Origin of the sequence: Stutzerimonas sp. R40042 (assembly GCF_026642215.1) — a bacterium.
GTDB lineage: Bacteria > Pseudomonadota > Gammaproteobacteria > Pseudomonadales > Pseudomonadaceae > Stutzerimonas > Stutzerimonas frequens.
In genome coordinates this window covers 567,970-589,667 of sequence record NZ_CP113258.1, presented here as the reverse complement: position 1 = coordinate 589,667, position 21,698 = coordinate 567,970, and the positions used below count along the sequence as shown (strand labels likewise).

General features: G+C 65.1%; 20 protein-coding genes. 7 read left to right on the top strand and 13 right to left on the bottom strand.

Translation table 11 applies throughout. The features are described 5' to 3' along the window. Window positions 1-28: 28 nt before the first annotated feature. The 11 genes from OUY36_RS02630 to glcD all read right to left on the bottom strand — a co-directional run bounded on the left by OUY36_RS02630 (window position 29) and on the right by glcD (window position 12,327). The gene (locus tag OUY36_RS02630) at window positions 29-1,195 is read right to left on the bottom strand and encodes a Fic family protein (RefSeq protein WP_125868732.1); all 1,167 of its coding nucleotides are present in this window, start codon (window positions 1,193-1,195) and stop codon (window positions 29-31) included. 231 nt (window positions 1,196-1,426) lie between these two features. After that, window positions 1,427-1,801, bottom strand: coding sequence for an SCP2 sterol-binding domain-containing protein (locus OUY36_RS02625; RefSeq protein WP_125861157.1), 375 nt, complete (start codon window positions 1,799-1,801; stop codon window positions 1,427-1,429). Between the two features lie 139 nt (window positions 1,802-1,940). Next, complete coding sequence (locus OUY36_RS02620) at window positions 1,941-2,213, bottom strand: HU family DNA-binding protein (protein ID WP_003283322.1); 273 nt, start codon at window positions 2,211-2,213, stop codon at window positions 1,941-1,943. Between the two features lie 149 nt (window positions 2,214-2,362). Further along, the gene (locus tag OUY36_RS02615; RefSeq protein WP_267936642.1) at window positions 2,363-3,547 is read right to left on the bottom strand and encodes an NAD(P)/FAD-dependent oxidoreductase; all 1,185 of its coding nucleotides are present in this window, start codon (window positions 3,545-3,547) and stop codon (window positions 2,363-2,365) included. A gap of 35 nt (window positions 3,548-3,582) precedes the next feature. After that, window positions 3,583-3,750, bottom strand: a complete 168-nt coding sequence (gene rd / locus OUY36_RS02610) for a rubredoxin (RefSeq protein WP_014595645.1) — start codon at window positions 3,748-3,750, stop codon at window positions 3,583-3,585. Between the two features lie 113 nt (window positions 3,751-3,863). After that, window positions 3,864-5,567 (bottom strand): L-lactate permease, encoded by a 1,704-nt coding sequence (locus tag OUY36_RS02605; RefSeq protein ID WP_267936639.1) that lies wholly within the window; start codon window positions 5,565-5,567, stop codon window positions 3,864-3,866. Between the two features lie 216 nt (window positions 5,568-5,783). Then, entirely contained in the window at window positions 5,784-7,964 is a 2,181-nt protein-coding gene (locus OUY36_RS02600; protein ID WP_267936637.1) for a malate synthase G, read from the bottom strand. Between the two features lie 20 nt (window positions 7,965-7,984). Then, window positions 7,985-8,389 (bottom strand): heme-binding protein, encoded by a 405-nt coding sequence (locus OUY36_RS02595; protein ID WP_095460860.1) that lies wholly within the window; start codon window positions 8,387-8,389, stop codon window positions 7,985-7,987. A 156-nt stretch (window positions 8,390-8,545) separates the two neighbouring features. Further along, a complete protein-coding gene (gene glcF, locus OUY36_RS02590) occupies window positions 8,546-9,763 on the bottom strand; it encodes a glycolate oxidase subunit GlcF (RefSeq protein WP_267936634.1) in 1,218 nt (405 codons plus the stop codon). A 6-nt stretch (window positions 9,764-9,769) separates the two neighbouring features. Continuing rightward, window positions 9,770-10,828: a glycolate oxidase subunit GlcE gene (gene glcE / locus OUY36_RS02585; RefSeq protein ID WP_267936632.1), complete on the bottom strand. Its 1,059-nt coding sequence runs from the start codon at window positions 10,826-10,828 to the stop codon at window positions 9,770-9,772. Continuing rightward, a complete protein-coding gene (gene glcD, locus OUY36_RS02580; RefSeq protein ID WP_063539522.1) occupies window positions 10,828-12,327 on the bottom strand; it encodes a glycolate oxidase subunit GlcD in 1,500 nt (499 codons plus the stop codon). The genes glcE and glcD overlap by 1 nt, the downstream gene beginning before the upstream one ends. A 233-nt stretch (window positions 12,328-12,560) precedes the next feature. On the opposite strand from glcD, the gene glcC reads away from it, so the two are divergent. The 6 genes from glcC to OUY36_RS02550 all read left to right on the top strand — a co-directional run bounded on the left by glcC (window position 12,561) and on the right by OUY36_RS02550 (window position 18,537). Continuing rightward, on the top strand, window positions 12,561-13,334 hold the full coding sequence (gene glcC, locus OUY36_RS02575; protein ID WP_063539521.1) for a transcriptional regulator GlcC: 774 nt from the start codon (window positions 12,561-12,563) through the stop codon (window positions 13,332-13,334). Between the two features lie 107 nt (window positions 13,335-13,441). Next, window positions 13,442-13,996: a chorismate--pyruvate lyase family protein gene (locus OUY36_RS02570; RefSeq protein WP_267936626.1), complete on the top strand. Its 555-nt coding sequence runs from the start codon at window positions 13,442-13,444 to the stop codon at window positions 13,994-13,996. 41 nt (window positions 13,997-14,037) lie between these two features. Then, window positions 14,038-14,931 carry a 4-hydroxybenzoate octaprenyltransferase gene (gene ubiA / locus OUY36_RS02565; protein WP_267936624.1) on the top strand — a complete coding sequence of 298 codons (894 nt, stop codon included), beginning with the start codon at window positions 14,038-14,040 and terminating at the stop codon, window positions 14,929-14,931. Between the two features lie 118 nt (window positions 14,932-15,049). Beyond that, entirely contained in the window at window positions 15,050-15,739 is a 690-nt protein-coding gene (gene phoB, locus OUY36_RS02560) for a phosphate regulon transcriptional regulator PhoB (protein WP_063539518.1), read from the top strand. Window positions 15,740-15,804: 65 nt separating this feature from the next. Further along, on the top strand, window positions 15,805-17,106 hold the full coding sequence (phoR, locus tag OUY36_RS02555) for a phosphate regulon sensor histidine kinase PhoR (protein WP_110778276.1): 1,302 nt from the start codon (window positions 15,805-15,807) through the stop codon (window positions 17,104-17,106). 90 nt (window positions 17,107-17,196) lie between these two features. Then, window positions 17,197-18,537 carry a hemolysin family protein gene (locus OUY36_RS02550; RefSeq protein WP_063539516.1) on the top strand — a complete coding sequence of 447 codons (1,341 nt, stop codon included), beginning with the start codon at window positions 17,197-17,199 and terminating at the stop codon, window positions 18,535-18,537. Between the two features lie 61 nt (window positions 18,538-18,598). On the opposite strand, the gene OUY36_RS02545 is transcribed toward OUY36_RS02550, so the two are convergent. Together OUY36_RS02545 and OUY36_RS02540 are read right to left on the bottom strand one after the other, a co-directional pair. After that, on the bottom strand, window positions 18,599-19,495 hold the full coding sequence (locus tag OUY36_RS02545; RefSeq protein WP_063539515.1) for a peptidoglycan DD-metalloendopeptidase family protein: 897 nt from the start codon (window positions 19,493-19,495) through the stop codon (window positions 18,599-18,601). Between the two features lie 145 nt (window positions 19,496-19,640). Further along, window positions 19,641-20,561 carry a response regulator gene (locus tag OUY36_RS02540; RefSeq protein WP_063539514.1) on the bottom strand — a complete coding sequence of 307 codons (921 nt, stop codon included), beginning with the start codon at window positions 20,559-20,561 and terminating at the stop codon, window positions 19,641-19,643. Window positions 20,562-20,738: 177 nt separating this feature from the next. Between OUY36_RS02540 and OUY36_RS02535 the strand changes: the two genes are divergently transcribed. Further along, window positions 20,739-21,536 (top strand): universal stress protein, encoded by a 798-nt coding sequence (locus tag OUY36_RS02535; protein ID WP_267936623.1) that lies wholly within the window; start codon window positions 20,739-20,741, stop codon window positions 21,534-21,536. Window positions 21,537-21,698: the final 162 nt, after the last annotated feature.

Sequence of the window (21,698 nt, the reverse complement as noted above, 5' to 3'; positions counted from 1 at the left end):
AATCAGGCAGCTCTTAATGGGCAGCCACTTATGGCCGTGCCGCCACGACAGGCTCAGGAATAAAGCCTTCGGCCGTCAACGTACGAATGACGCCCCGAAGCAGGTAGTTGTTCGTGAAGCCCAGGGTGTACTGACGGGAGTTGGGCTGAATCGGGACCAGCATTCGTCTGTCAACCAACTTCTTGATTTGATAGGTCCGTTGCGGCCCGTTCAGGTCAGGCATCGCATCCGCTAGGTCTCCAGACTTCGCCACTCCGCTGTCAGTGTCCAGAAGTCGACGAAGAATTGAGTGCTCCTGGCCGGTGATGTGTTCTCTCTCACGAGAGAAGGCGAGTGCCGGCTGCAGGATTCTGGCTTTAAGGTAGCCATAGTCACACAGCCGATCGAGCTTGCTCAGCTCTGTGAGGATGCCCTGGAGTACATAGATGCACCACCGTTCCAGACCTAGCTGTGTACCGCGATCAGCCTCGCCCAGCATCTCGTAGTAACGCTCACGATCATTGCAGAACACTGCAGTGGGGTTCAGCAGTCGACCGCCGGCGGAGACATCGAATCCGTACTTGATGAGCATCAGGTACGTCAACAAACGAACCACCCGGCCATTGCCATTGGCAAACGGGTGAATCCATCCGAATCGGTGGTGCGCGAGCGCCACTTTCATAAGGTGATACTTCTGCGGATCGTGAGCATTTATGAACGCCACCAACTCATCCATGTACCCAGCAACTTGCACGGCGTCCGGCGGAAGGTGCTTCGATTGCGCAATGCGAACCTGGGTCGTCCTGAACTGACCGGGATTCCGGTCTCCCTCTCTGTCGAGCCCCCCTACGGTAATGGCGTGCAATTCTCGAATGAGATGGAGGCTGACGTCGTCTCCTTCCTTGAAATGTTGCTCGATAAAGCTCATAGCTCTCTCGATGTTGGAGATTTCGCGCAGTTGATCGGTAGCCGTGTCATCTCCCTCCATCTTGCTTTCAACGTAATCAGCGAGAGTTGTGTGGTTGCCTTCAATGCGGGCAGACCCAAGGCTTTCCAAGATGTGGAAAACATTCTTGAGTTGGAAGAAAAGGCTTGCTGGAGTCGTACCCGCCAGCCTGTAGCGGCGTAGGTGCTCCAGCTCATTCAGGACATCGACAAGTGGTGAGTCGAAGGCTGGATTGAGGAGGGCCAAGTCGTGATGAGTGAAATCCGGCATGTTGAAAATCTCCAACCCGCTCGACAATTAAGTCGACACAATGCCACGCAAAGCCGCAAAAATACTAGCCAAGGCCGAGATTCAACCCCACACCACAAGTCAACTCATGCATTCAGCAAACTTAAATTTGAGTTACGGCCAAGTCAAAGCTGATCCGCTCAGGCATGGACGCCTTACGCGGTTTTCCACCCTACGGTTCTTGGCCGGACATGAGAAGGTGACGCGACAGAGTCACTTCTTCTTACGAGGCTTCAGGTACTTCATCAGCCCCTGAAACCACATCACCAGCGCCGGGTTCCCCTGGATCTGGATGTCCTTGTTCTGAATCCCCTGCATGAACGCCAGCTGCTTGTTCTTCGCCGTCATCGTGGCGAAGCCATAGGCGGCATCCTTGAAGCCGAGGGAAAACGCCGGCTCAGTCGCCGGGCCGCGCTTGCTGGTGACGCGCTGGTCCTTGACCACGAAATGCCGGGCGACCTTGCCGTCCAGGGTGTGCAGCTGGAAGCTCAGGTCCTTGTCGCCCAGCTGCTGCTGGAACTCGGGATTGGTGCGGCTGGCCTTGGCCATCAGGCGGCCCAGCATCCAAAGCAGAAAGCGGAATTTCATGGTGATGTTCCGACCGGTACGAGAAAAGGCCGCATTGTAGTGGCTTGGTCGGCTGGGGGAAGGTTGGGTACGGATGGGTCCGGGGCGGACCGGATGGTCAGGTTTACCCGGAGCCCGTCGGCTCCGGGTGGGCGCGGCGTCAGTTGACGGCGTCTTTGAGCATCTTGCCCGGTTTGAACGCGACGGTGTTGCTGGCCTTGATGGTCACCGGTTGCCCGGTCTGCGGATTTTTTCCGGTGCGGGCGCCGCGATGGCGCTGAACGAAGGTGCCGAAACCGACCAGGGTGACGCTGTCCTTGCGGTTCAGCGCATTGGTGATTTCATCCAGCACGGCGTTGAGTACGCGATTGGCCTGGTCCTTGGATAGATCAGCCTTCTCGGCAATGGCTGCGGCGAGTTCCGGTTTACGCATTGGGAGCCTCTGAGACGTTTTTGTTGTTGTGTCCGTACTGTTCACAAGAACAGCGCTAAAGGCGCTGCGACAGCTCTAGGCTGGGGCAGACCCAAGGAGAATGGCACGGCGCTAGCACCTGCGCCAGTCCCTGTAGGCGGCTCGCCAGCTCAGCCGGGAGACTTTAGCGACAGAATTTGCGGTAGTTCCGCCAATACCGGCGGCAGCTGCTTGTTCAGCGCCAGCCGCTCCTGCACCGCGGCGCCGGTCAGCGCATAGCCGAGCAACCGCCCGGAAGGCCCGAGATAGAGCGCTTTTACATCATTACCCTGGGCCTCTACGGTCCACTCCCCTGCGCTACCGGCAGCGGGCAGCGAGACCACCACTGGGCACGCCGGGGTCTTCACGGTGACCGGCATGGGGCCATAACTGACAAAGGTAGGATTGCCAAACAGCGTTTTAGCCAGGGCGCGGGCGCCGGCCATCAGCGGCATCACGTAGAGCAGGTTCAGCCCCTCGACTTCGGCGCAGTCGCCGAGGGCGTAGACGTGTTCCGCCGACGTCTTGAGCAGGCGATCGACGACGATGCCGCGCTTGACCTCGAGCCCCGCCTCGGCGGCCAGCTCGGTACGTGGGCGCAGGCCGACGGCACTGACCACCAGATCGCAGGCCAGCCGACCGCCATCGGAGAGCTGCGCCTGCAGGCCATCGTCACTGCGTTCGAGGCGCTGCAGCGTTGCCCCCAGGTGAAAACGCGCGCCGATGCCCTCCAGGCCGCGCCGAACCGCCTCGGCGGCCTGCAGCGGCAGCAGGCCGGGCATGACCTGCTCGCTGGGGGCAACCAGATCGACCTCGTGGCCGCCCTGCAGCAGGTCGTTGGCGAACTCGCAGCCAATCAGCCCGGCGCCGAGTATCAGCACGCGGCGCTTGCCGGCGACGGCGGCGCGGAAGCGGCCGTAATCGTGCAGGTCGTTGATCGGATAGACCGCATCCGCCGCATCGCCCTCCACCGGTACACGGATCGTCTGCGCGCCCCAGGCCAGTACCAGATCCCGGTACGGCACCGGCTCGTTGCCGATCCAGACGCGGCGGTGCGCCGGGTCCAGACGGGTGACGCGGGTATGCGTGCGAATCTCCGCGTTCAGCTGTTCGGCCATGGCCCCGGCGGTGGCCATGCCCAGGCTGTCGGCGTCCTTGTTGGCGGCGAAACCGGTGGACAGCAGCGGTTTGGAATAGGAACGACCGTCGTCCGCGGTGATCAGCAACAGTGGCGTCTGCGAGTCCAGCTTGCGGAACTCGCGCGCCAGGTTGTAGCCGGCCAGGCCGGTGCCGATGATGACTACGGGTGCGCTCACGTCATGTCCTCGTTTGATGGGTTGGCGAAACGGGATCAGCCGATGGCGATCATTTCGAAATCGAGCTTGCCGACGCCGCAGTCGGGGCAGACCCAGTCTTCCGGCACGTCTTCCCAGGCCGTCCCGGGGGCGATGCCCTCTTCCGGTACGCCCAGCGCTTCGTCATAGATGTAGCCGCACACCACACATTGCCATTTCTTCATGATCAACCTCGACGGTTATCGACTGCGACGCACGCTATACCAGAACGATGCGCCGTACCAACTGCACAAATGAAAACGGGCGGCCTGGGCCGCCCGTCACGCTACCGCCAGGCTCAGCCTGCGCCACCCACCAGCGGGTCGCCGATGCCCATCACGTAGAAACCGATCAGGCCGATGCTGCCAGCCAGGATGAGGTAGTACAGCGTCGGCAGCATGGTCTTGCGCAGGGTGACCCCTTCGCGACCGAGCAGGCCGACGGTGGCCGAGGCCGCTACCACGTTGTGGATGGCGATCATGTTGCCCGCCGCGGCGCCCACCGACTGCAGCGCCACCATCAGCGCACCGGAGAGGCCGAGCAGCCCCGCGGTGTTGAACTGGAACTGCGACAGCATCAGGTTCGACACGGTGTTGGAACCGGCGATGAAGGCCCCCAGTGCACCGACCGCCGGGGCGAAGAACGGATAGACCGAGCCCACGCTGTTGGCCACCAGCTGCGCCATGGCCACCGGCATGGACACCAGGTCCGAGCCGTTGACGCCGGAGTTGATGAGGATCCGCACCATGGGGATGGTGAAGATCAGCACGAAGCCCGCGCCGAGCAGCGTCTTGCTCGACTCCGACACCGCTGCCACCAGCTCGCCGGCACGCATGCGGTGCAGGAAGAAGGTGACGATCACCACCATGCAGAGAATCCCGCCCGGCAGGTACAGCGGCTCGAGGGTACCGGACACGCCGGTCTCACCGAGGATGTCCTTCCAGCCGAAGCTCAGCGACATCAGCGCCGCCTTGACTTCCGGGAATACCCGCGAGGCCACCAGCAACGCGGCCAGGATCAGGTACGGCGCCCAGGCCATCGGCACGGAAATCGGCGTCTTGCCGGCGACGTCCTCGATCTTCATCTCGATCTTGCCCATCCACTCGGATGGCCACTCGCTCGCCGGAGCGAAATCCCAGCTGTCCTTCGGCAGTAGGAAACCGGCCTTGGCCGCGGGCACGACGATGGCCAGACCGACCAGCGCACCGATCATCGACGGGAATTCCGGCCCGAGGAACACACCGGCCGCGGCATACGGAATGACGAAGGCCAGGCCGGTGAACACCGCGAACGGTGCGATTGCCAGGCCCTCGGTCCAGGATTTGTTGCGGCCGAAGTAACGGGTCATGATGCTGACCATGATCAGCGGCATGAGAATCCCGCACAGCGCGTGGATGATCGCCACCCGCGAGAAGATCAGATGGAAGAACACATCCCAGTTACTGCCCACCACCGCCAGCTGCTCGCTGATGCCGGTCTTGTCCAGGCCGGCACCGACACCGACCAGGATCGGCGTGCCCACCGCACCGAAGGATACCGGTGTGGACTGCACCATCATCCCCATCACAACCGCCGCCAGCGCCGGGAAGCCCAGTGCCACCATCAGCGGTGCCGCCACCGCCGCCGGCGTACCGAAGCCCGAGGCCCCCTCGATGAAGCAGCCGAACAGCCAGGCGACGATCAGCACCTGGACGCGACGGTCAGGGCTGATGTTGGAGAAGCCACGCCGAATCGAACTGATCCCCCCGGAATGTTTCAGCGTGTTGAGCAGCAGGATCGCACCAAAGATGATCCAGAGGATCGCCGCGGTGAGAATCAGGCCCTGGAAGGTCGAGGCGATGACCCGGTTGAGGGTCATGTCCCAGGCCAGCAGGCCGATCAGCGCGGTGAGGACGAAAACCAGCGGCATGGCGTACTTGGCCGGCCAGCGAAAGCCGATCAGCAGCACACCCGCCAGCACCAGCGGCACGAAGGCCAGTATGGACAGTAGTGTTTGACTCATTTGTTGGGTCCCTGCGTTTTTTGTTGTGAACCGCTTCTATTGTGTCCGGGCATGCCCGGTGCTTCGCATGAAGCGCCCCCACGCGGTGCGCTTCCCGACGGCCCGGCCGAAACCGTGCCGCCCATGCTCGAAAGCCCCGGGCGCCGTAGGGCGCCTGGGGCTCCTGTCCTCACCGCGGCTACCGGATCTCCGGGAGCACGCGGTTCCCCCTGCTCATCAGCCTTGGGCGGCCTTGTAACGCTGGCGCCACTGGTGCAGCAGCGGCTCGGTGTAGCCGGACGGCTGCTCGCGGCCCTTGAACACCAGATCCGACGCCGCCTGGAACGCGATCGACTGAGTGTAGTCAGCGGACATGGCGCGATAGAGCGGATCGCCAGCGTTCTGCTGGTCGACCACCTTGGCCATGCGCTCCAGGGTTTCCTGCACCTGCTCGCGGCTCACCACACCGTGGTGCAGCCAGTTGGCGATGTGCTGGCTGGAGATGCGCAGGGTGGCGCGGTCCTCCATCAGGCCGACGTTGTGGATGTCCGGCACCTTGGAGCAACCGACGCCCTGCTCGACCCAACGCACCACGTAACCGAGGATGCCCTGGCAGTTGTTGTCCAGCTCCTGCTGCTTTTCGTCGGCGCTCCACTTGTCTTCGGCGACCACCGGGATGGTCAGCAGATCGTTGAGCAGCTGCTCGCGCTCGGCGGCCAGGTCGACCTTTTCCAGCTCGCTCTGCACCGCCTGCACGTCGATCTGGTGGTAGTGCAGCGCATGCAGGGTGGCACCGGTCGGCGACGGCACCCAGGCGGTGTTGGCGCCGGACTTCGGATGGCCGATCTTCTGCTCGAGCATGGCCGCCATCAGGTCCGGCATGGCCCACATGCCCTTGCCGATCTGCGCCTTGCCGCGCAGGCCGCAGGCCAGGCCGACCAGCACGTTGTTGCGCTCGTAGGACTGGATCCACGGGGTGGACTTCATGTCGCCCTTGCGCAGCACCGGGCCGGCTTCCATGCAGGTGTGCATCTCGTCACCGGTACGGTCGAGGAAGCCGGTGTTGATGAACGCGACGCGGTGCTTGGCCGCGGCGATGCAGGCCTTGAGGTTGGCGCTGGTGCGGCGCTCCTCGTCCATGATGCCCATCTTCAGGGTGTAGCGCGGCACGCCGATCAGGTCTTCGACACGAGCGAACAGCTCGTCGGCGAAAGCGACTTCCTTCGGCCCGTGCATCTTCGGCTTGACGATGTAGAAGCTGCCGGTGCGCGAGTTGCCCTTGCGCTTCAAGTCATGCTTGGCGATCAGGCTGGTAAACACGCCATCCATGATGCCTTCCGGGATCTCGCGGCCGTCTTCCAGCAGGATTGCCGGGTTGGTCATCAGGTGACCGACGTTACGGATGAACAGCAGCGAGCGGCCGTGCAGTTTCAGCTCGCCGCCATTGGGCGCGCTGTATTCGCGGTCCGGGTTGAGGCGGCGGACGAAGCTCGAGCTGCCCTTGGCCACTTCCTCGCTGAGGGTGCCCTGCACGATGCCCAGCCAGTTGCGGTAGGCCAGCACCTTGTCGTCGGCATCCACCGCGGCGACCGAGTCTTCGCAGTCGAGAATGGTGGAAACCGCGGACTCGACCAGCAGGTCCTTCACGCCGGCGGCATCGGTCTGGCCGATCGGGCTGTTCGGATCGATCTGGATTTCGACGTGCAGGCCGTTGTTCTTCAGCAGCACGGCCTTGGGCTCGACCGCTTCGCCCTGGAAGCCGACGAATTTCTCCGGCTGCTTGAGGCCGGTGACGCTGCCGTTCTCCAGGGTGACCTTGAGCTGGCCATCCTGCACGCGGTAGGCGGTGGCGTCGGCATGGCTGCCTTCGGCCAGCGGCGCGGCCTGGTCGAGGAAGTTGCGTGCGTAGGCGATGACCTTGGCGCCACGGACTTCGTTGTAGCCCGGGCCCTTCTGTGCGCCGCCCTCTTCGGAGATGGCGTCGGTGCCGTAGAGCGCGTCATACAGCGAGCCCCAGCGGGCGTTGGCCGCGTTCAGCGCATAGCGCGCGTTCATGATCGGCACCACCAGCTGCGGACCGGCCTGGGTGGCGATCTCGCTGTCGACGTTGGCGGTCTCGATCTTCACCTCGCCCGGCACCGGCAGCAGGTAGCCGATGGATTCGAGGAAGGCGCGGTAGGCGGCCATGTCCTTGATCGGGCCCGGGTTGGCCTTGTGCCAGGCGTCCAGCTCAAGCTGCATGCGGTCGCGCTCGGCGAGCAGCTCGCGGTTCTTCGGCGCCAGGTCATGGACCAGGGCGTCCAGGCCCTGCCAGAAGGCGGCGGCTTCGATACCGGTGCCCGGCAGGACTTCGTCTTCGATGAAACGCTGCAGATTGGCCGCGACTTGCAGGCGGCCCAGGGTTACACGCTCGGTCATCTGTCGTTCTCCTTGTCTGTTCAGTTGGCCAGGGCGGCGACGCCGGCCTTGGCGATCTGGGCGTCCTGCGCGGCGGTCACACCGGATACGCCGACCGAACCGATGACCTGGCCGTCGACCACTACCGGCACGCCACCCTCCAGCGAGCAGACCACCGGCGCGGAGAGGAAGGCACTGCGGCCGTTGTTGACCATGTCTTCATAGCCCTTGGTTTCGCGGCGACCGAGAGCCGAGCTGCGAGCCTTCTCGGTGGCGATGTAGGAGGCGATCGGCGCGCAGCCGTCCAGACGCTCCAGCGCCAGCGGATGGCCGCCGTCGTCGGCGACGACGATGGTCACGGCCCAGCCGTTGGCCTGCGCTTCGGCACGGGCGGCGGCGAGGATGGTGGCGACTTCGGTCTGGCTCAGTACGGCTTTGCTTTTCATCTCGATTCTCCTGTTCTCATGTTCCAGATGTTCGTGCGTGGCGTTACGTGACGCTCGCGATCCAGTCCCCGCAGGGTGGGCTGAAGCCCACCGAAGGTGCCCCAGCTGCATGCTGGTGGGCTGAAGCCCAACCCTACGGCCGAGGCTCACCTACGGTTACTGCATCGATTCCTCGACCACTTCGATCCAGTGCTTGACCGGCGTGCGGCCGGCGCCATCGAGGTGGGTCTGGCAACCGATGTTTGCGGTGACGATCACTTCCGGCTTGCCGCTCTCCAGCGCGTTGAGCTTGTTGTCGCGCAGCTGGTGGGAAATCTCCGGCTGGGTGATCGAATAGCTGCCGGCCGAGCCGCAGCACAGGTGCGCATCGGGCACCGCAGTGAGCTGGTAGCCCAGACGGGTGAGCACGTCTTCGACAGCGCCGCCGAGCTTCTGTGCGTGCTGCAGGGTGCACGGGCAATGGAAGGCCATGCGCTTGTCGGCGCGCACGTCGAGCTTTTCCAGCTCGGCGCTGCGCAGCACCTCGACCAGGTCCTTGGCCAGCTCGCTGACCCGTGCGGCCTTGGCCGCGTAGGCCGGGTCGTCCTTGAGCAGATGGCCGTATTCCTTGACGAAGGCGCCGCAGCCGCTGGCGGTCTGCACGATGGCTTCGGCACCCGCCTCGATGGCCGGCCACCAGGCGTCGATATTGCGCCGCGCACGGTCCAGACCGGCATCCTGCGCGTTGAGGTGGTAATCCACCGCGCCACAGCAGCCGGCTTCGCGTGCCGGGCTGACGCTGATGCCCAGGCGGTCGAGCACGCGCGCGGCGGCGGCGTTGGTATTCGGCGACAGGCTCGGCTGCACGCAGCCTTCGAGCATCAGCACGCGACGCTGGTGCATGACCTGCGGGCGCGGTTTGGCCGGGCGAATCTCGCGCGGCAGGTGGTCCTTCAGCGAGGCCGGCATCAGCGGCTTGAGCGCATTGCCGGTACCGAGCAGCGCCTTGAACAGCGCCGGACGCGGGATCACCGTGCGCAGACCGCCGCGCACCAGGCGCTCGCCCAACGGGCGCTGGACCTGGCGCTCGATGAAGTCACGGCCGATGTCCAGCAGGTTGTGGTACTTCACCCCGGACGGGCAGGTGGTCTCGCAGTTGCGGCAGGTCAGGCAGCGATCCAGGTGCAGCTGGGTGCTCTCGGTCACCTCGCCGCCCTCGAACATCTGCTTCATCAGGTAGATGCGCCCGCGCGGGCCATCCAGCTCGTCACCGAGCAGCTGGTAGGTCGGGCAGGTGGCATTGCAGAAACCGCAGTGCACGCAGGAGCGCAGGATGCTTTCGGCTTCCTCGGCGCGCGGCAGTTGCTTGGCGGCTTCGCTCAGATTCGTTTGCATACGTCGTCAGACCTCGGAATACATGCGGCCGGGGTTGAAGATCCCCTGCGGGTCCAGCGCGGCCTTGAGCTGGCGGTGGTAGCGCAACAGCGGCGCCGACAGCGGTTGGAACGGCTCGGCGGCACCGGCGGTAAAACAGGTGGCATGGCCGCCGACTTCGGCAGCGATGGCGCGGATGCTTGCGACGTCGGCCTCGGACTTCAGCCAGCGCTGGGCGCCGGCCCAGTCGACCAGCTGCTCGCCCGGCAACGCCACGGCTGGCGTGTTGTTCGGCAGCGACAGGCGCCACAGCGGGCGCGAGTCGGCGAAGAAGGACAGGCGCTGTTCGCGCAGCTCGTTCCAGTAGCCGGGGTCGAGGTCCTCGCCACCGATGCGTTCGCGCGCGGCGTTGACCGACCCTTCGCCACCTTCCAGGCGCAGATACAGCGCCTGACCGTCATGGCTGGCGGCACTGATCGGTACCGGCTGCTGGCCCCACTCGGCGAGCTTGAGCAGCGCGCGTTCGAGATCGATCTCCAGACGCAGGCTGGTGCACAAGCGTGGCTTGGGCAGCACCTTGAGCGAGACTTCGGTGAGCACGCCGAGGCAGCCGAAGCTGCCGGCCATCAGGCGCGACAGGTCGTAGCCGGCGACGTTCTTCATCACCTCGCCGCCGAAACGCAGGTGCTTGCCCTGGCCGGTGATGACCCGCGAGCCGAGCACGAAATCGCGCACCGAACCGCTCCACGGGCGACGCGGCCCGGACAGTCCGGCGGCGATCATGCCGCCAACGGTGGCGCCTTCGCCAAAGTGCGGCGGCTCGCAAGGCAACATTTGCCCGGCCTCGTCCAGCGTCGCCTCGAGTTCGGCGAGCGGCGTACCGGCACGCGCTGTCACTACCAGCTCGGTGGGGTCGTAGCTGACAATGCCGCGGTGCTCGCGCACGTCGAGCAGCTGACCCTCGACCGCACGGCCGAGGAAGGCCTTGCTGCCGCTGCCCTGGATGCGCAGCGGCGTGTTGGCGGCGAGTGCCTGGTTGACCTGGTCCAGCAACTGCGCGCTGGCGTCGTTGGCAATTACGGACATCAGAAACGCTCCAGTTCAGGGAAAGGCAGCTGGCCGTTGTGGATGTGCATGCGGCCGAATTCGGCGCAGCGATGCAGGGTCGGGATGTTCTTGCCCGGATTGAGCAGACCGCTGGGGTCGAACGCCGCCTTCACCGCGTGGAACAGCGTCAGCTCATCGGCGTTGAACTGCGAACACATCTGGTTGATCTTCTCGCGGCCGACACCGTGCTCGCCGGTGATGCTGCCGCCGACCTCGACGCAGAGTTCGAGGATCTTGCCGCCCAGTTCCTCGGCGCGCTCCAGCTCACCGGGCTGGTTGGCATCGAACAGGATCAGCGGGTGCATGTTGCCGTCGCCGGCGTGGAACACGTTGGCCACGCGCAGGCCGAACTGCTCGGACAGGTCGGAAATGCCCTTGAGCACGCCCGGCAGTTCGCGCCGCGGAATGGTGCCGTCCATGCAGTAGTAGTCCGGCGAGATGCGCCCGACCGCCGGGAAGGCGTTCTTGCGCCCGGCCCAGAAGCGCACGCGCTCGGCTTCGTCCTTGGCCAGGCGCACTTCGGTGGCACCGGCCAGCTTGAGTACTTCGCTGACGCGCGCGCAGTCGTCGTGCACGTCGGCTTCCACGCCATCCAGTTCGCAGAGCAGGATCGCTTCGGCATCCACCGGGTAGCCGGCGTGGATGAAGTCCTCGGCGGCGCGGATCGACAGGTTGTCCATCATCTCCAAGCCGCCGGGGATGATGCCGGCGGCGATGATGTCACCCACCGCACGCCCGGCCTTTTCCACCGAGTCAAACGCGGCGAGCAGCACCTTGGCCACCTGCGGCTTGGGCAGCAGCTTGACGGTCACCTCGGTGACGATGCCGAGCATGCCCTCGGAGCCGGTGAACAGCGCCAAGAGGTCGAAGCCCGGTGAATCCAGGGCATCGGAGCCGAGCGTCATGCGCTCGCCCTCGACAGTGAGAATCTCTACCTTGAGCAGGTTGTGCACGGTCAGGCCGTACTTCAGGCAGTGCACGCCACCGGCGTTCTCGGCGACGTTGCCGCCGATCGAGCAGGCGATCTGCGACGAGGGGTCCGGCGCGTAGTACAGCTCATAGGGTGCGGCGGCCTGGGAAATCGCCAGGTTACGCACGCCGGGCTGCACGCGGGCGAAACGACCGGCCGGATCGACTTCGAGTATCTTGTTGAAGCGCGCCATGACCAGCAGGATGCCCTGCTCCAGCGGCAGCGCACCTCCGGACAGCCCGGTGCCGGCGCCGCGGGCGACCACCGGCACGCCACGCTGGTGGCAGAGCTTGAGCAGTCTTTCGACCTGCTCGACCCGCTCGGGCAGCACCACCAGCAGCGGCGCGGTGCGGTAGGCGGACAAGCCGTCGCACTCGTAGGGCTTGAGGTCTTCGCTGCGGTGAAGAATGTCCAGATCGGGCAGCTGCGCCTGCAGCTCGGCCAGCAAGGCGGCCTTGTCGACCTTGGGCAACGCACCATCGACGCGTTCGTCGTAGAGAATGTTCATGGCAGGTTCCGCTTTCGTGGGTCACCGTCAGCACGGGCAGCTGCGGTGCAATGACGCATCTTTAGCGCCGATGGGTCTTGGCCGTCCATGCTCGCGACAACTGGTCCTACCAGTTTTTTGTAGTCAGCCAGGGAAAAGCACTACCTGGTGGCCGTCTATCCCTCGCGATTAGGCGCTTCCTGCCATCAGGGGTAAACTTCGCACCAACTGGTCCTACCAGCTGGAGAACTGGCATGTCGAACGAACCCAACAATGATCGCCGTCAAGTCGCCGACGTGGTTGCCGAACGCATCGAGCGACTGATCGTCGACGGCGTGCTCAAGGTCGGCCAGGCGCTGCCCTCCGAGCGGCGCCTGTGCGAAAAGCTCGGCATCTCGCGCTCGGCGCTGCGCGAGGGCCTGCGCGTATTGCGCGGGCGCGGCATCATCGAGACCTCCCAGGGCCGCGGATCCTTCGTCGCCGAACTGTCCGGCAACCACGACGCCAGCCCGCTGATGCACCTGTTCAACTCGCAACCGCGCACCCTCTACGACTTGCTGGAAGTGCGTGCGCTGCTCGAAGGCGAGTCGGCGCGATTGGCGGCCTTGCGCGGCACCGACGCGGATTTCGTCCTGCTGCGCCGGCGCTACGAGGAAATGCTCGCCGCGCATGCCGATGGCGAGGGCGCCGACCCGCGCGAACATGCGCGCCTGGACCATGCGTTTCACCTGGCCATCTGCGAGGCCTCGCACAACCCGGTGCTGGTGCACACGTTGCAGTCGCTGACCGACCTGATGCTCAGCACCGTATTCGCCTCGGTGAACAACCTCTATCACCGCCCGGCGCAGAAACGGCAGATAGACCGCCAGCACTCGCGGCTCTACCACGCGGTGATCGAACGCCTGCCGGAACAGGCACAGCGCGCCGCGCGCGACCATATCCACGGCATTCGCGACAATCTCAAGGAGATCGAGCAGGAGGAACAGCGCCTGGTGCGCGCCACCATGCGCCTGGAAGGCTGGACCTGAAATCCTGTAGGGCCTGCCGCAAGGGCCTACAAGCGACGCGAAGGCCGCATTGTCGCGCGCAGCCTGCAGCGGCCAGGGCGCGTGCTAGACTCGCCGCTCTTTTCGCTATGCCCGAACGCGCCGTGTCCGAATTCCTAGACTGGCTGAGTGCCGATCAGTTGCCCGCCCCCCCCGCTCCCGCCCTGCACGACTGGCTGTACGTCGACAAGGGCTCGCTGACCCGCCGCCTGACCGAGCTGGCCGATGGCGCCTTCAGCGTGATCCCGTTGCACCAGGCCTGGCAGCCGCTGCGCGCCGACGAATGCCTGGCGCTCGGCGTTCCGGCAGCGAGCGAGGGATGGGTACGCGAGGTCTACCTGTGCGGGCATGAGCAACCCTGGGTCTTCGCCCGCAGCGTCGCCCCCCGCGCCCAGCTGGAAGCCGCCGGACTGGACCTGCAAAGCCTGGGCAATCGCTCCCTCGGCGAGCTGCTGTTCAGCGACCCCGCCTTCGCCCGCGGGCAACTCGAAGCCTGCCATTACCCGCCGCAATGGCTGCCACAGGCGCAGCGTGTCGACGGTCTCTGGGCACGGCGCTCGTGCTTCCGCCAGAATCGACTCGGCGTGCTGGTCGCCGAGGTGTTCCTGCCCGCGCTGTGGCAGGCCGCCGCCGTCACGCCCTGAGCGAACCGCTGCATGTCCCCCTTCGCCAAGGAGAGCCGCTGATGTATTCGAAGTTGCTGCAATCGTGCAATCGCCTGCACCCGCGTGCCTGGGATTTCATCCAGCTGATGCGTCTGGACCGGCCCATCGGCACTTACCTGCTGCTCTGGCCGACGCTGTGGGCGCTGTGGATCGCCGCCGAAGGCGTGCCGAGTGCGAAGAACCTGTTCATTTTCATCACCGGCGTGATCCTCATGCGCGCCGCCGGCTGCGTGGTCAACGACTTCGCCGACCGCAAATTCGACGGTCATGTGCAACGCACCCAGACGCGCCCCATGGCCACCGGCAAGATCAGCTCGCGCGAGGCCTGGACGCTGTTCGCCATCCTGGTGGGGCTGAGTTTCGTGCTGGTGCTGCTGACCAACGCGACCACCGTCTACCTGTCCTTCGGCGCGCTGGCGCTGGCCGCCTGCTACCCGTTCATGAAGCGCTACACCTTCTACCCGCAGGTGGTGCTCGGCGCGGCCTTCTCCTGGGGCATGCCGATGGCCTTCACCGCCGAGACCGGCAATCTGCCGCCGGAAGCCTGGCTGCTGTTCATCGCCAACCTGCTATGGACAGTGGCCTACGATACCTACTACGCCATGGCCGACCGCGAGGACGACCTGAAGATCGGCATCAAGTCCACCGCCATCCTCTTCGGCGAAGCCGACCGCATCATTATCGTCACCCTGCAGGGCCTGGCGCTGTTCTGCCTGATCCTCGCCGGGGTGCGCTTCGAGCTCGGTCAGTGGTTTCACCTGGGGCTGGTGATCGCCGCTGGCTGCTTCGCCTGGGAGTACTGGAAGACCGCCTCGCGCAAGCCGCAGGCCTGCTTCAAGGCGTTCCTGCACAATCACTGGGCGGGGCTGGCGATTCTCGCGGGTATCGTGGTGGATTACGCGACGAAAGCTTGAGCAAAACGCCAGCATTGAGGGGCGATCGCTCTTGCACGGGTTGCCGTCTGTCTGTCACATGCCTGCAATAATTCCGTTATCTAATGCCGGACGACAAGAACGGACCCGAGGCTTGACCATGAATGGCAAGAGCATACTGATCGTCGATGACGAGGCGCCGATCCGGGAGATGATCGTCGTCGCCCTGGAAATGGCCGGCTACGATTGCCTCGAAGCGGAAAACACCCAGCAGGCCCACGCCCTGATCATCGATCGCAAGCCCGACCTGATCCTGCTCGACTGGATGCTGCCCGGCACTTCGGGTATCGAACTGGCCCGCCGGCTCAAGCGCGACGAGCTGACCGCCGACACGCCGATCATCATGCTCACCGCCAAGGGTGAAGAGGACAACAAGATCCAGGGCCTGGAAGTCGGCGCCGACGACTACATCACCAAGCCGTTCTCCCCGCGCGAACTGGTGGCCCGGCTGAAGGCCGTACTGCGCCGCGCAGCGCCCGTAGACAGCGAGTCGCCCATCGAGATCGGCGGCCTGTTGCTCGATCCAGTCAGTCACCGCGTCACCATCGACGGCAAACCGGCCGAAATGGGCCCCACCGAATACCGTCTGCTGCAGTTCTTCATGACCCACCAGGAACGCGCCTACACCCGCAGCCAGCTACTCGATCAGGTCTGGGGCGGCAATGTCTATGTCGAGGAGCGCACCGTCGACGTGCACATCCGCCGCCTGCGCAAGGCCCTCGGCGAGGCCTACGAGAACCTGGTGCAGACGGTGCGCGGCACCGGCTATCGTTTCTCCAGCAAGAGCTGAGTGCGCCGGGTAACCATGCGTTCCGGCCCACACACCATTATCGCCACCAGCGGGGAGTGCATCGGTTGAATCAGGACTGGCAAGGAGCCCTCGTGCGTCGCCTGCTGCTTCTGCTGGGCGGCTGCCTGCTGCTGGGCCTGATCACCGGCGAGTACGCCTGGGCACTGGTCATCGGCCTGAGCGGCTACCTGGCCTGGACGCTGCGCCAGCTGTTGCGCCTGCAGCGCTGGCTGCGGCGCAGCGACCCCGACGAACCGCCGCCGGATTCGGCCGGGATCTGGGGTGACGTGTTCGACAACCTCTACCAGTTGCAGCGCCGCGACCTGCGCCTGCGCGGCCAGCTGCAGAGCATCATCGATCGCGTGCAGGGCTCGACCGCAGCGCTGAAGGACGCGGTCATCATGCTCGACAGCGACGGCAACCTGGAGTGGTGGAACCTCGCCGCCAACCGGCTGCTGGGCCTGAAGAAGCCGCAGGACTCCGGCCATCCCATCACCAATCTGGTGCGTCATCCGGCGTTCAAGGAGTACTTCGACAGCGGCAGCTACGATCAGCCCCTCGAACTGGCCTCGCCGGTGGATGACCGCATCCGCCTGCAGTTCAACATCACCCGCTACGGCAACCGCGAGCACCTGTTGCTGGTCCGTGATGTCACCCGACTGCATCAGCTGGAGCAGATGCGCAAGGACTTCGTCGCCAACGTCTCACACGAGCTGCGCACGCCCCTGACGGTAATCGCCGGCTACCTGGAAACCATGCTGGAGAGTGCCGAGGCGGTGAGTCCGCGCTGGCTGCGCGCGCTGCAGCAGATGAACCAGCAGGCGGGCCGCATGCAGCACCTGCTCAACGACCTGCTGTTGCTGGCGCGCCTGGAAGCCAGCAGCCGACCCGCCGACAGCCAGCCGGTGGCGGTGGCGCTGCTGCTGCAGTCGATCGTCAGCGATGCGCGGGCGCTGTCGGGTGCGCGCGGCCACCTGATCAGCCTGGACGCAGCCCCGGAGCTGCAGCTCAAAGGTAGCGAGACCGAACTGCGCAGTGCCTTCTCCAACCTGGTATTCAACGCCGTGAAATATACGCCCGACGGCGGCACCATTCATGTTCGCTGGTGGAGCGACGAGGCCGGCGCGCACCTGAGCGTCGAGGACAGCGGTATCGGCATCGAGCAAAAGCACCTGCCGCGCCTGACCGAACGCTTCTACCGCGTCGATTCCAGTCGCGCCAGCAGCACCGGCGGAACGGGTCTGGGCCTGGCCATCGTCAAGCACGTGCTGTTACGTCATCAGGGACGCCTGGATATCACCAGCATTCCCGGTCGGGGCAGCTGCTTCTCCTGTCACTTCCCGCATGGGCAGGCGGTGGTTCGCTAAGCCTCGCCGCCACGGAAAGTCTCGCTCGGGCGCTTGAAAAGCCGACGCGCCGCCTCCATCCTGTCGCGACATTGGCTACCAGACCCCTTCATGGACCCTTCCCCCAGTTACGCCGCCTCGTCCTATTTCGCCGACTTCGGCCTGATTCTCTTCGCCCTGTTCCTGGTGCTGCTCAACGGTTTCTTCGTCGCCGCCGAGTTCGCCATGGTCAAACTGCGCGCCACCAAGGTGGAAGCGATCGCCAACCGCCATGGCTGGCGCGGACACATCCTGCGCACCGTGCACCAGCAGCTGGACGCCTACCTGTCGGCCTGCCAGCTGGGCATCACCCTGGCTTCGCTGGGCCTGGGCTGGGTCGGTGAGCCGGCCTTCGCCCACCTGCTCGAACCACTGCTGGCGAGCATCGGCATCGAATCGCAGGCGCTGGTGCATGGCGTTGCCTTCTTCGCCGCGTTCTTCATCATTTCCTATCTGCACATCGTCATCGGCGAGCTGGCGCCGAAGTCCTGGGCGATCCGCAAGCCGGAACTGCTGTCGCTCTGGACGGCCGCGCCGCTGTACGCGTTCTACTGGCTGATGTATCCGGCGATCTATCTGCTCAACGCCAGCGCCAATGCCATCCTGCGCATCGCCGGCCAAGGCGAGCCGGGCATGCACCACGACCATCACTACAGCCGCGAAGAGCTCAAGCTGATCCTGCACTCCAACCGCGCCCGCGACCCTGGCAATCAGCAGATCCAGGTCCTGGCCTCGGCGGTGGAGCTGAGCGAGCTGGAGGTGGTCGACTGGGCCAACTCTCGCGAGGACCTGCTGCAGCTCGACCACGACGCACCGCTGGCCGATATCCTCGAGATCATCCGCCGCCACAAATACAGCCGTTACCCGGTCTACGACAGCGAGCAGGGCGACTATGTCGGCCTGCTGCACATCAAGGACCTGCTGCTGGCACTGGCGGCCGACGAACGCCTGGCCGAGCACTTCTGCCTGGACGAGCTGCTGCGCCCACTGGAGCGGGTGTCCAAGCACATGCCGCTGGCCAGCCTGCTGGAGCAGTTCCGCCAGGGCGGCGCGCATTTCGTGCTGGTCGAGGAAGGCGACCACAAGGTGATCGGCTTCCTGACCATGGAAGACGTACTGGAAGTGCTGGTCGGCGATATCCAGGACGAGCACCGCAAGACCGAGCGTGGCGTGCTCGCCTACCAGCCCGGCAAGCTGCTGGTGCGCGGCGACACCCCTTTGTTCAAGCTGGAACGCCTGCTTGACATCGACCTCGACCACATCGAGGCCGAGACCCTGGCAGGGCTGGTCTACGAAACGCTCAAGCGCGTTCCCGACGAGGACGAAGTGCTGCAGGTCGAAGGCCTGCAGATCGTCATCAAGAAGATGCGCGGGCCGAAGATCGTGCTGGCCAAGGTGCTCAAGCAGGCCTGAGCCGGGCAATCGACCTGGGCGCCGGACGTGCCTCGGCGGCTACGGCCGGCGGCAGCACGCCTCACTCACCGCCGACTGCGAAGTTCGGCAGGCTGTTGACCGGCTGGGAGAAGTCGAACGGGATCGATTCGATTGCCAGCCCGACGTTGCGCTGTACCACGAAGTGCAGGTGCGGGCCGGTGCTGTTGCCGGTGTTGCCGGAACGTGCGATGCGGGTGCCAGTCTCGACCCGCTGGCCTTCGCGCACAGCCACCGAGCCTTTCATCAGGTGCAGATAGACGCCCATGGTGCCGTCGTCATGCATGATGCGCACGAAGTTACCGGCCGGGTTGTTGCCGCGGCCGCTCTGCTGGTTTTCGATCTTCACCACCATGCCGCCCCGCGCAGCGACGATCGGCGTGCCCTCGGGCATGGCGATGTCGACCGCGTAGCGCCCCTTGGGGGTGAAATGGCTGTACTGGCCGTTGGCGCCTTGGGTCAGGCGGAACGGACCGCCGCGCCAGGGCAGCGGATACTTGTAGGGCTTGGGTAACAGGCGCGGATCGCCCAGCGCATGGCGAAGCTTGGGCGTGTACCTGAGCGGCTTGCTGGCATCGCGCGGGGCGAGGGTGGCCAGGCGAATCTGGCTGCGCGGTGGCAACACCCAGCGGATCGGCTTGGCCGGAGCGCCGACGGCGTTCTCGACGTTGTCCAGCTTGAGTTCGATATCCACCGGCGCGAACAGGTCGTTGCGCACCAGCAGGGTCTCGCCCGCCGCGTGCTTGCGGGTTTCCAGTTTCACCTGGGTATCGAGCTTTTCCACCATGCGGTCGCTGAAGACGAAGACCTGCGCACCAGGCGCGGCCTGGTCGCTGTAGGTCACGACCCCATTGGCGTCGGTGTATTTGTAGATGGTCAGGGCCAGCGCCGGCGTAGCCAGCAGCGGCAGCCCGAGCAACAAGAGAATGCGCCCCAGCATAACGGCAGTTTCTAGTGGTTATAGTGTTGGAGCGGGAACTCTAGCAGCGGCGAGTGGCCTGTGCGAGCCACCGACCGTCGGGGTGTGATGGCGGTCAGTTTGTCTGCGCGACCAGGCGCCGAACGGTCGCCTGGCTGGGGGTGAATCAGGCGCCGGGGACGAAGTGCCGCTGCGCCGTGCCGCGAGCGATCAGCCGCGACAGGTAGTCGAGTTTCTGCGGGTCGCGGTCGACGAAGCGGAACGACAACTGCAACCAGTCGCTGTCCGGCTTCGGCTCGAACGCCGCAACGGCGTGTAGATAACCGTTTAGGCGAGCGATCTCGCCGCCCTCACCCTGTTCCAGATCGAGCACGGCACTTTCCAGCACCTGCGGCAGCTGTTCGCCGCGTTTGACTACCAGCAGTGCCTCTTTGAGGCTCAGCGCCTTGATCACGCAGGCGACACTGCCATTGGCCAGTCGTAGCTGGCCCTGCCCACGCCCGGAAGCCGGTGCGGCGGGCGCACTGCGCGGCACCGGCGCAGCGGGCTGCACCAGTGGCGCGGGGTTTGCCTCCGCAGTCGGAGTCGGTGGCGCGGAGGGCCGCACCACCTCGGCTTTGCCACCGGTCAGCGCAGTCAGCGAGTCGTTGGCGACGCCAGTGGACAGGATTCGTGTCGGTGCGCTGGCAGCCAGGGCATCCAGCTTGCCGGCACGCCCGAGGGCCTTGCGCACCTTGCTGGTCAGCTGTTCGTTGGAAAAGGGTTTGCCGATGAAGTCCGAAACGCCGGCCTGAATGGCCTGCACAACGTTCTCCTTGTCGCCACGGCTGGTCACCATGATGAACGGCGTGGTCTTCAGCGAATCCTGCGCACGGCACCAGCTCAGCAGTTCCAGACCGGACATCTCCGGCATTTCCCAATCGCAGAGAATCAGGTCGAAACGCTCGCGGCTGAGCATCTGCTGAGCCTTGCGTCCGTTTACCGCGTCCTCGGTGCGAATACCGGGAAAGTGGCTGCGAAGCGCCTTCTTCACCAGATCGCGGATAAAGGGTGCGTCATCCACTACCAGCACACTGACCTTGCTCATCCATCTCTCCTGCGCGAATGCCGGCAAGCATAGCCGCCTGGCGGGGTCGACAAAAGCGCTAGAGGCCATGAGCTGTGAAGTTGTTGCGCCCGATCAAGCCCGCGCAGCGCGCCACGAGGGGACAGCCGGTTGCCGGCGCGGCATACTGGCCGCTTTCGCCAGCTTCGCGAGGCCGTCATGGTTCAGCACATTCTCGTCGCCCACGATCTCAGCCCGGACGCCGACCTGGCACTGCAGCGGGGCGCGCAACTGGCGCGACAGAGCGGCGCGCGGATCAGCCTGCTGCACGTGCTCGACGAACGCGACCCAGGCTGCGATGAACAGGCGGCCCGCGCCCTGCTCGGGAGCCGCCTGCAACAGAACGGGCTGAGCGATGTTGAACCCTGGCTGCGCCGCGGCCACCCCGCCGAAGAGATCCTGACCCAGGCCCAGGGGCTGGAAGCGGACCTGCTGGTGCTGGGACGACACCACCGCGAGTCGGCACAGGGCTTCATCGGCACGACACTGGAACGCGTACTGCTCGACGCTCCGGCACCGCTGCTACTGGCAACTATCCCCGGCGACATCGCCTACAAGCGAGCAGTGGCCGCGCTGGATTTCTCCCGCTGCGCCACCCGCGCCATGCACTGCGCCTGGGAGTTGCTGGGCGAAGGTGCCGAGCTGCACGCCCTGCATATCGACGAGATGGCCGAAGTACACGGCCCCGATTACGAAGGGCTGTCGCTGCAGCAGGAGCTGTTCGACCAGCTGATCGAAGATATCCAGCCGCAGCTGCCGGATACCGGCGCGTTGCTGAGCTACAGCCTGCATCAGGGCGAGCGCAACAACTGCATGGATGCGGCCCTGCGCGACCTGCAACCGCAGCTGCTGGCCCTTGGCAGCCACAGCCGCGGAGAACTGAGCAGCGCCCTGCTCGGCAGCCTCGCCCGACAGTTCATCGACAACCCGCCCTGCGACATCCTCATCGCGCGCTGAGGCGCGCCCTTATCCGCCTGCGCTCGATGGCGCAGGCACTGCATTGCCGCTCGACATACCACCGCCAGGTTGCGTCCCTGCAAACCCCTGCTACGTTTAGAGCCAGAACAACAATAAGAAGAAGACGCCCATGTGCCTCGCTTCGACTCGTTTCTGGTCCCG

Bases quoted from the DNA above. Each gene is read 5' to 3' on its own strand.
- glcD (WP_063539522.1), bottom strand. From the start codon at position 12,327: ATGAACATTCTCTACGACGAACGCGTCGATGGTGCGTTGCCCAAGGTC.
- OUY36_RS02550 (WP_063539516.1), top strand. From the start codon at position 17,197: ATGGACCCTTCCCCCAGTTACGCCGCCTCGTCCTATTTCGCCGACTTC.
- OUY36_RS02535 (WP_267936623.1), top strand. From the start codon at position 20,739: ATGGTTCAGCACATTCTCGTCGCCCACGATCTCAGCCCGGACGCCGAC.
- OUY36_RS02545 (WP_063539515.1), bottom strand. From the start codon at position 19,495: ATGCTGGGGCGCATTCTCTTGTTGCTCGGGCTGCCGCTGCTGGCTACG.
- OUY36_RS02620 (WP_003283322.1), bottom strand. From the start codon at position 2,213: ATGCGTAAACCGGAACTCGCCGCAGCCATTGCCGAGAAGGCTGATCTA.
- OUY36_RS02595 (WP_095460860.1), bottom strand. From the start codon at position 8,389: ATGAAAAGCAAAGCCGTACTGAGCCAGACCGAAGTCGCCACCATCCTC.
- OUY36_RS02630 (WP_125868732.1), bottom strand. From the start codon at position 1,195: ATGCCGGATTTCACTCATCACGACTTGGCCCTCCTCAATCCAGCCTTC.
- rd (WP_014595645.1), bottom strand. From the start codon at position 3,750: ATGAAGAAATGGCAATGTGTGGTGTGCGGCTACATCTATGACGAAGCG.
- OUY36_RS02570 (WP_267936626.1), top strand. From the start codon at position 13,442: ATGCCCGAACGCGCCGTGTCCGAATTCCTAGACTGGCTGAGTGCCGAT.
- glcF (WP_267936634.1), bottom strand. From the start codon at position 9,763: ATGCAAACGAATCTGAGCGAAGCCGCCAAGCAACTGCCGCGCGCCGAG.
- glcC (WP_063539521.1), top strand. From the start codon at position 12,561: ATGTCGAACGAACCCAACAATGATCGCCGTCAAGTCGCCGACGTGGTT.
- phoB (WP_063539518.1), top strand. From the start codon at position 15,050: ATGAATGGCAAGAGCATACTGATCGTCGATGACGAGGCGCCGATCCGG.
- OUY36_RS02625 (WP_125861157.1), bottom strand. From the start codon at position 1,801: ATGAAATTCCGCTTTCTGCTTTGGATGCTGGGCCGCCTGATGGCCAAG.
- OUY36_RS02605 (WP_267936639.1), bottom strand. From the start codon at position 5,567: ATGAGTCAAACACTACTGTCCATACTGGCCTTCGTGCCGCTGGTGCTG.
- OUY36_RS02540 (WP_063539514.1), bottom strand. From the start codon at position 20,561: ATGAGCAAGGTCAGTGTGCTGGTAGTGGATGACGCACCCTTTATCCGC.
- ubiA (WP_267936624.1), top strand. From the start codon at position 14,038: ATGTATTCGAAGTTGCTGCAATCGTGCAATCGCCTGCACCCGCGTGCC.
- OUY36_RS02600 (WP_267936637.1), bottom strand. From the start codon at position 7,964: ATGACCGAGCGTGTAACCCTGGGCCGCCTGCAAGTCGCGGCCAATCTG.
- glcE (WP_267936632.1), bottom strand. From the start codon at position 10,828: ATGTCCGTAATTGCCAACGACGCCAGCGCGCAGTTGCTGGACCAGGTC.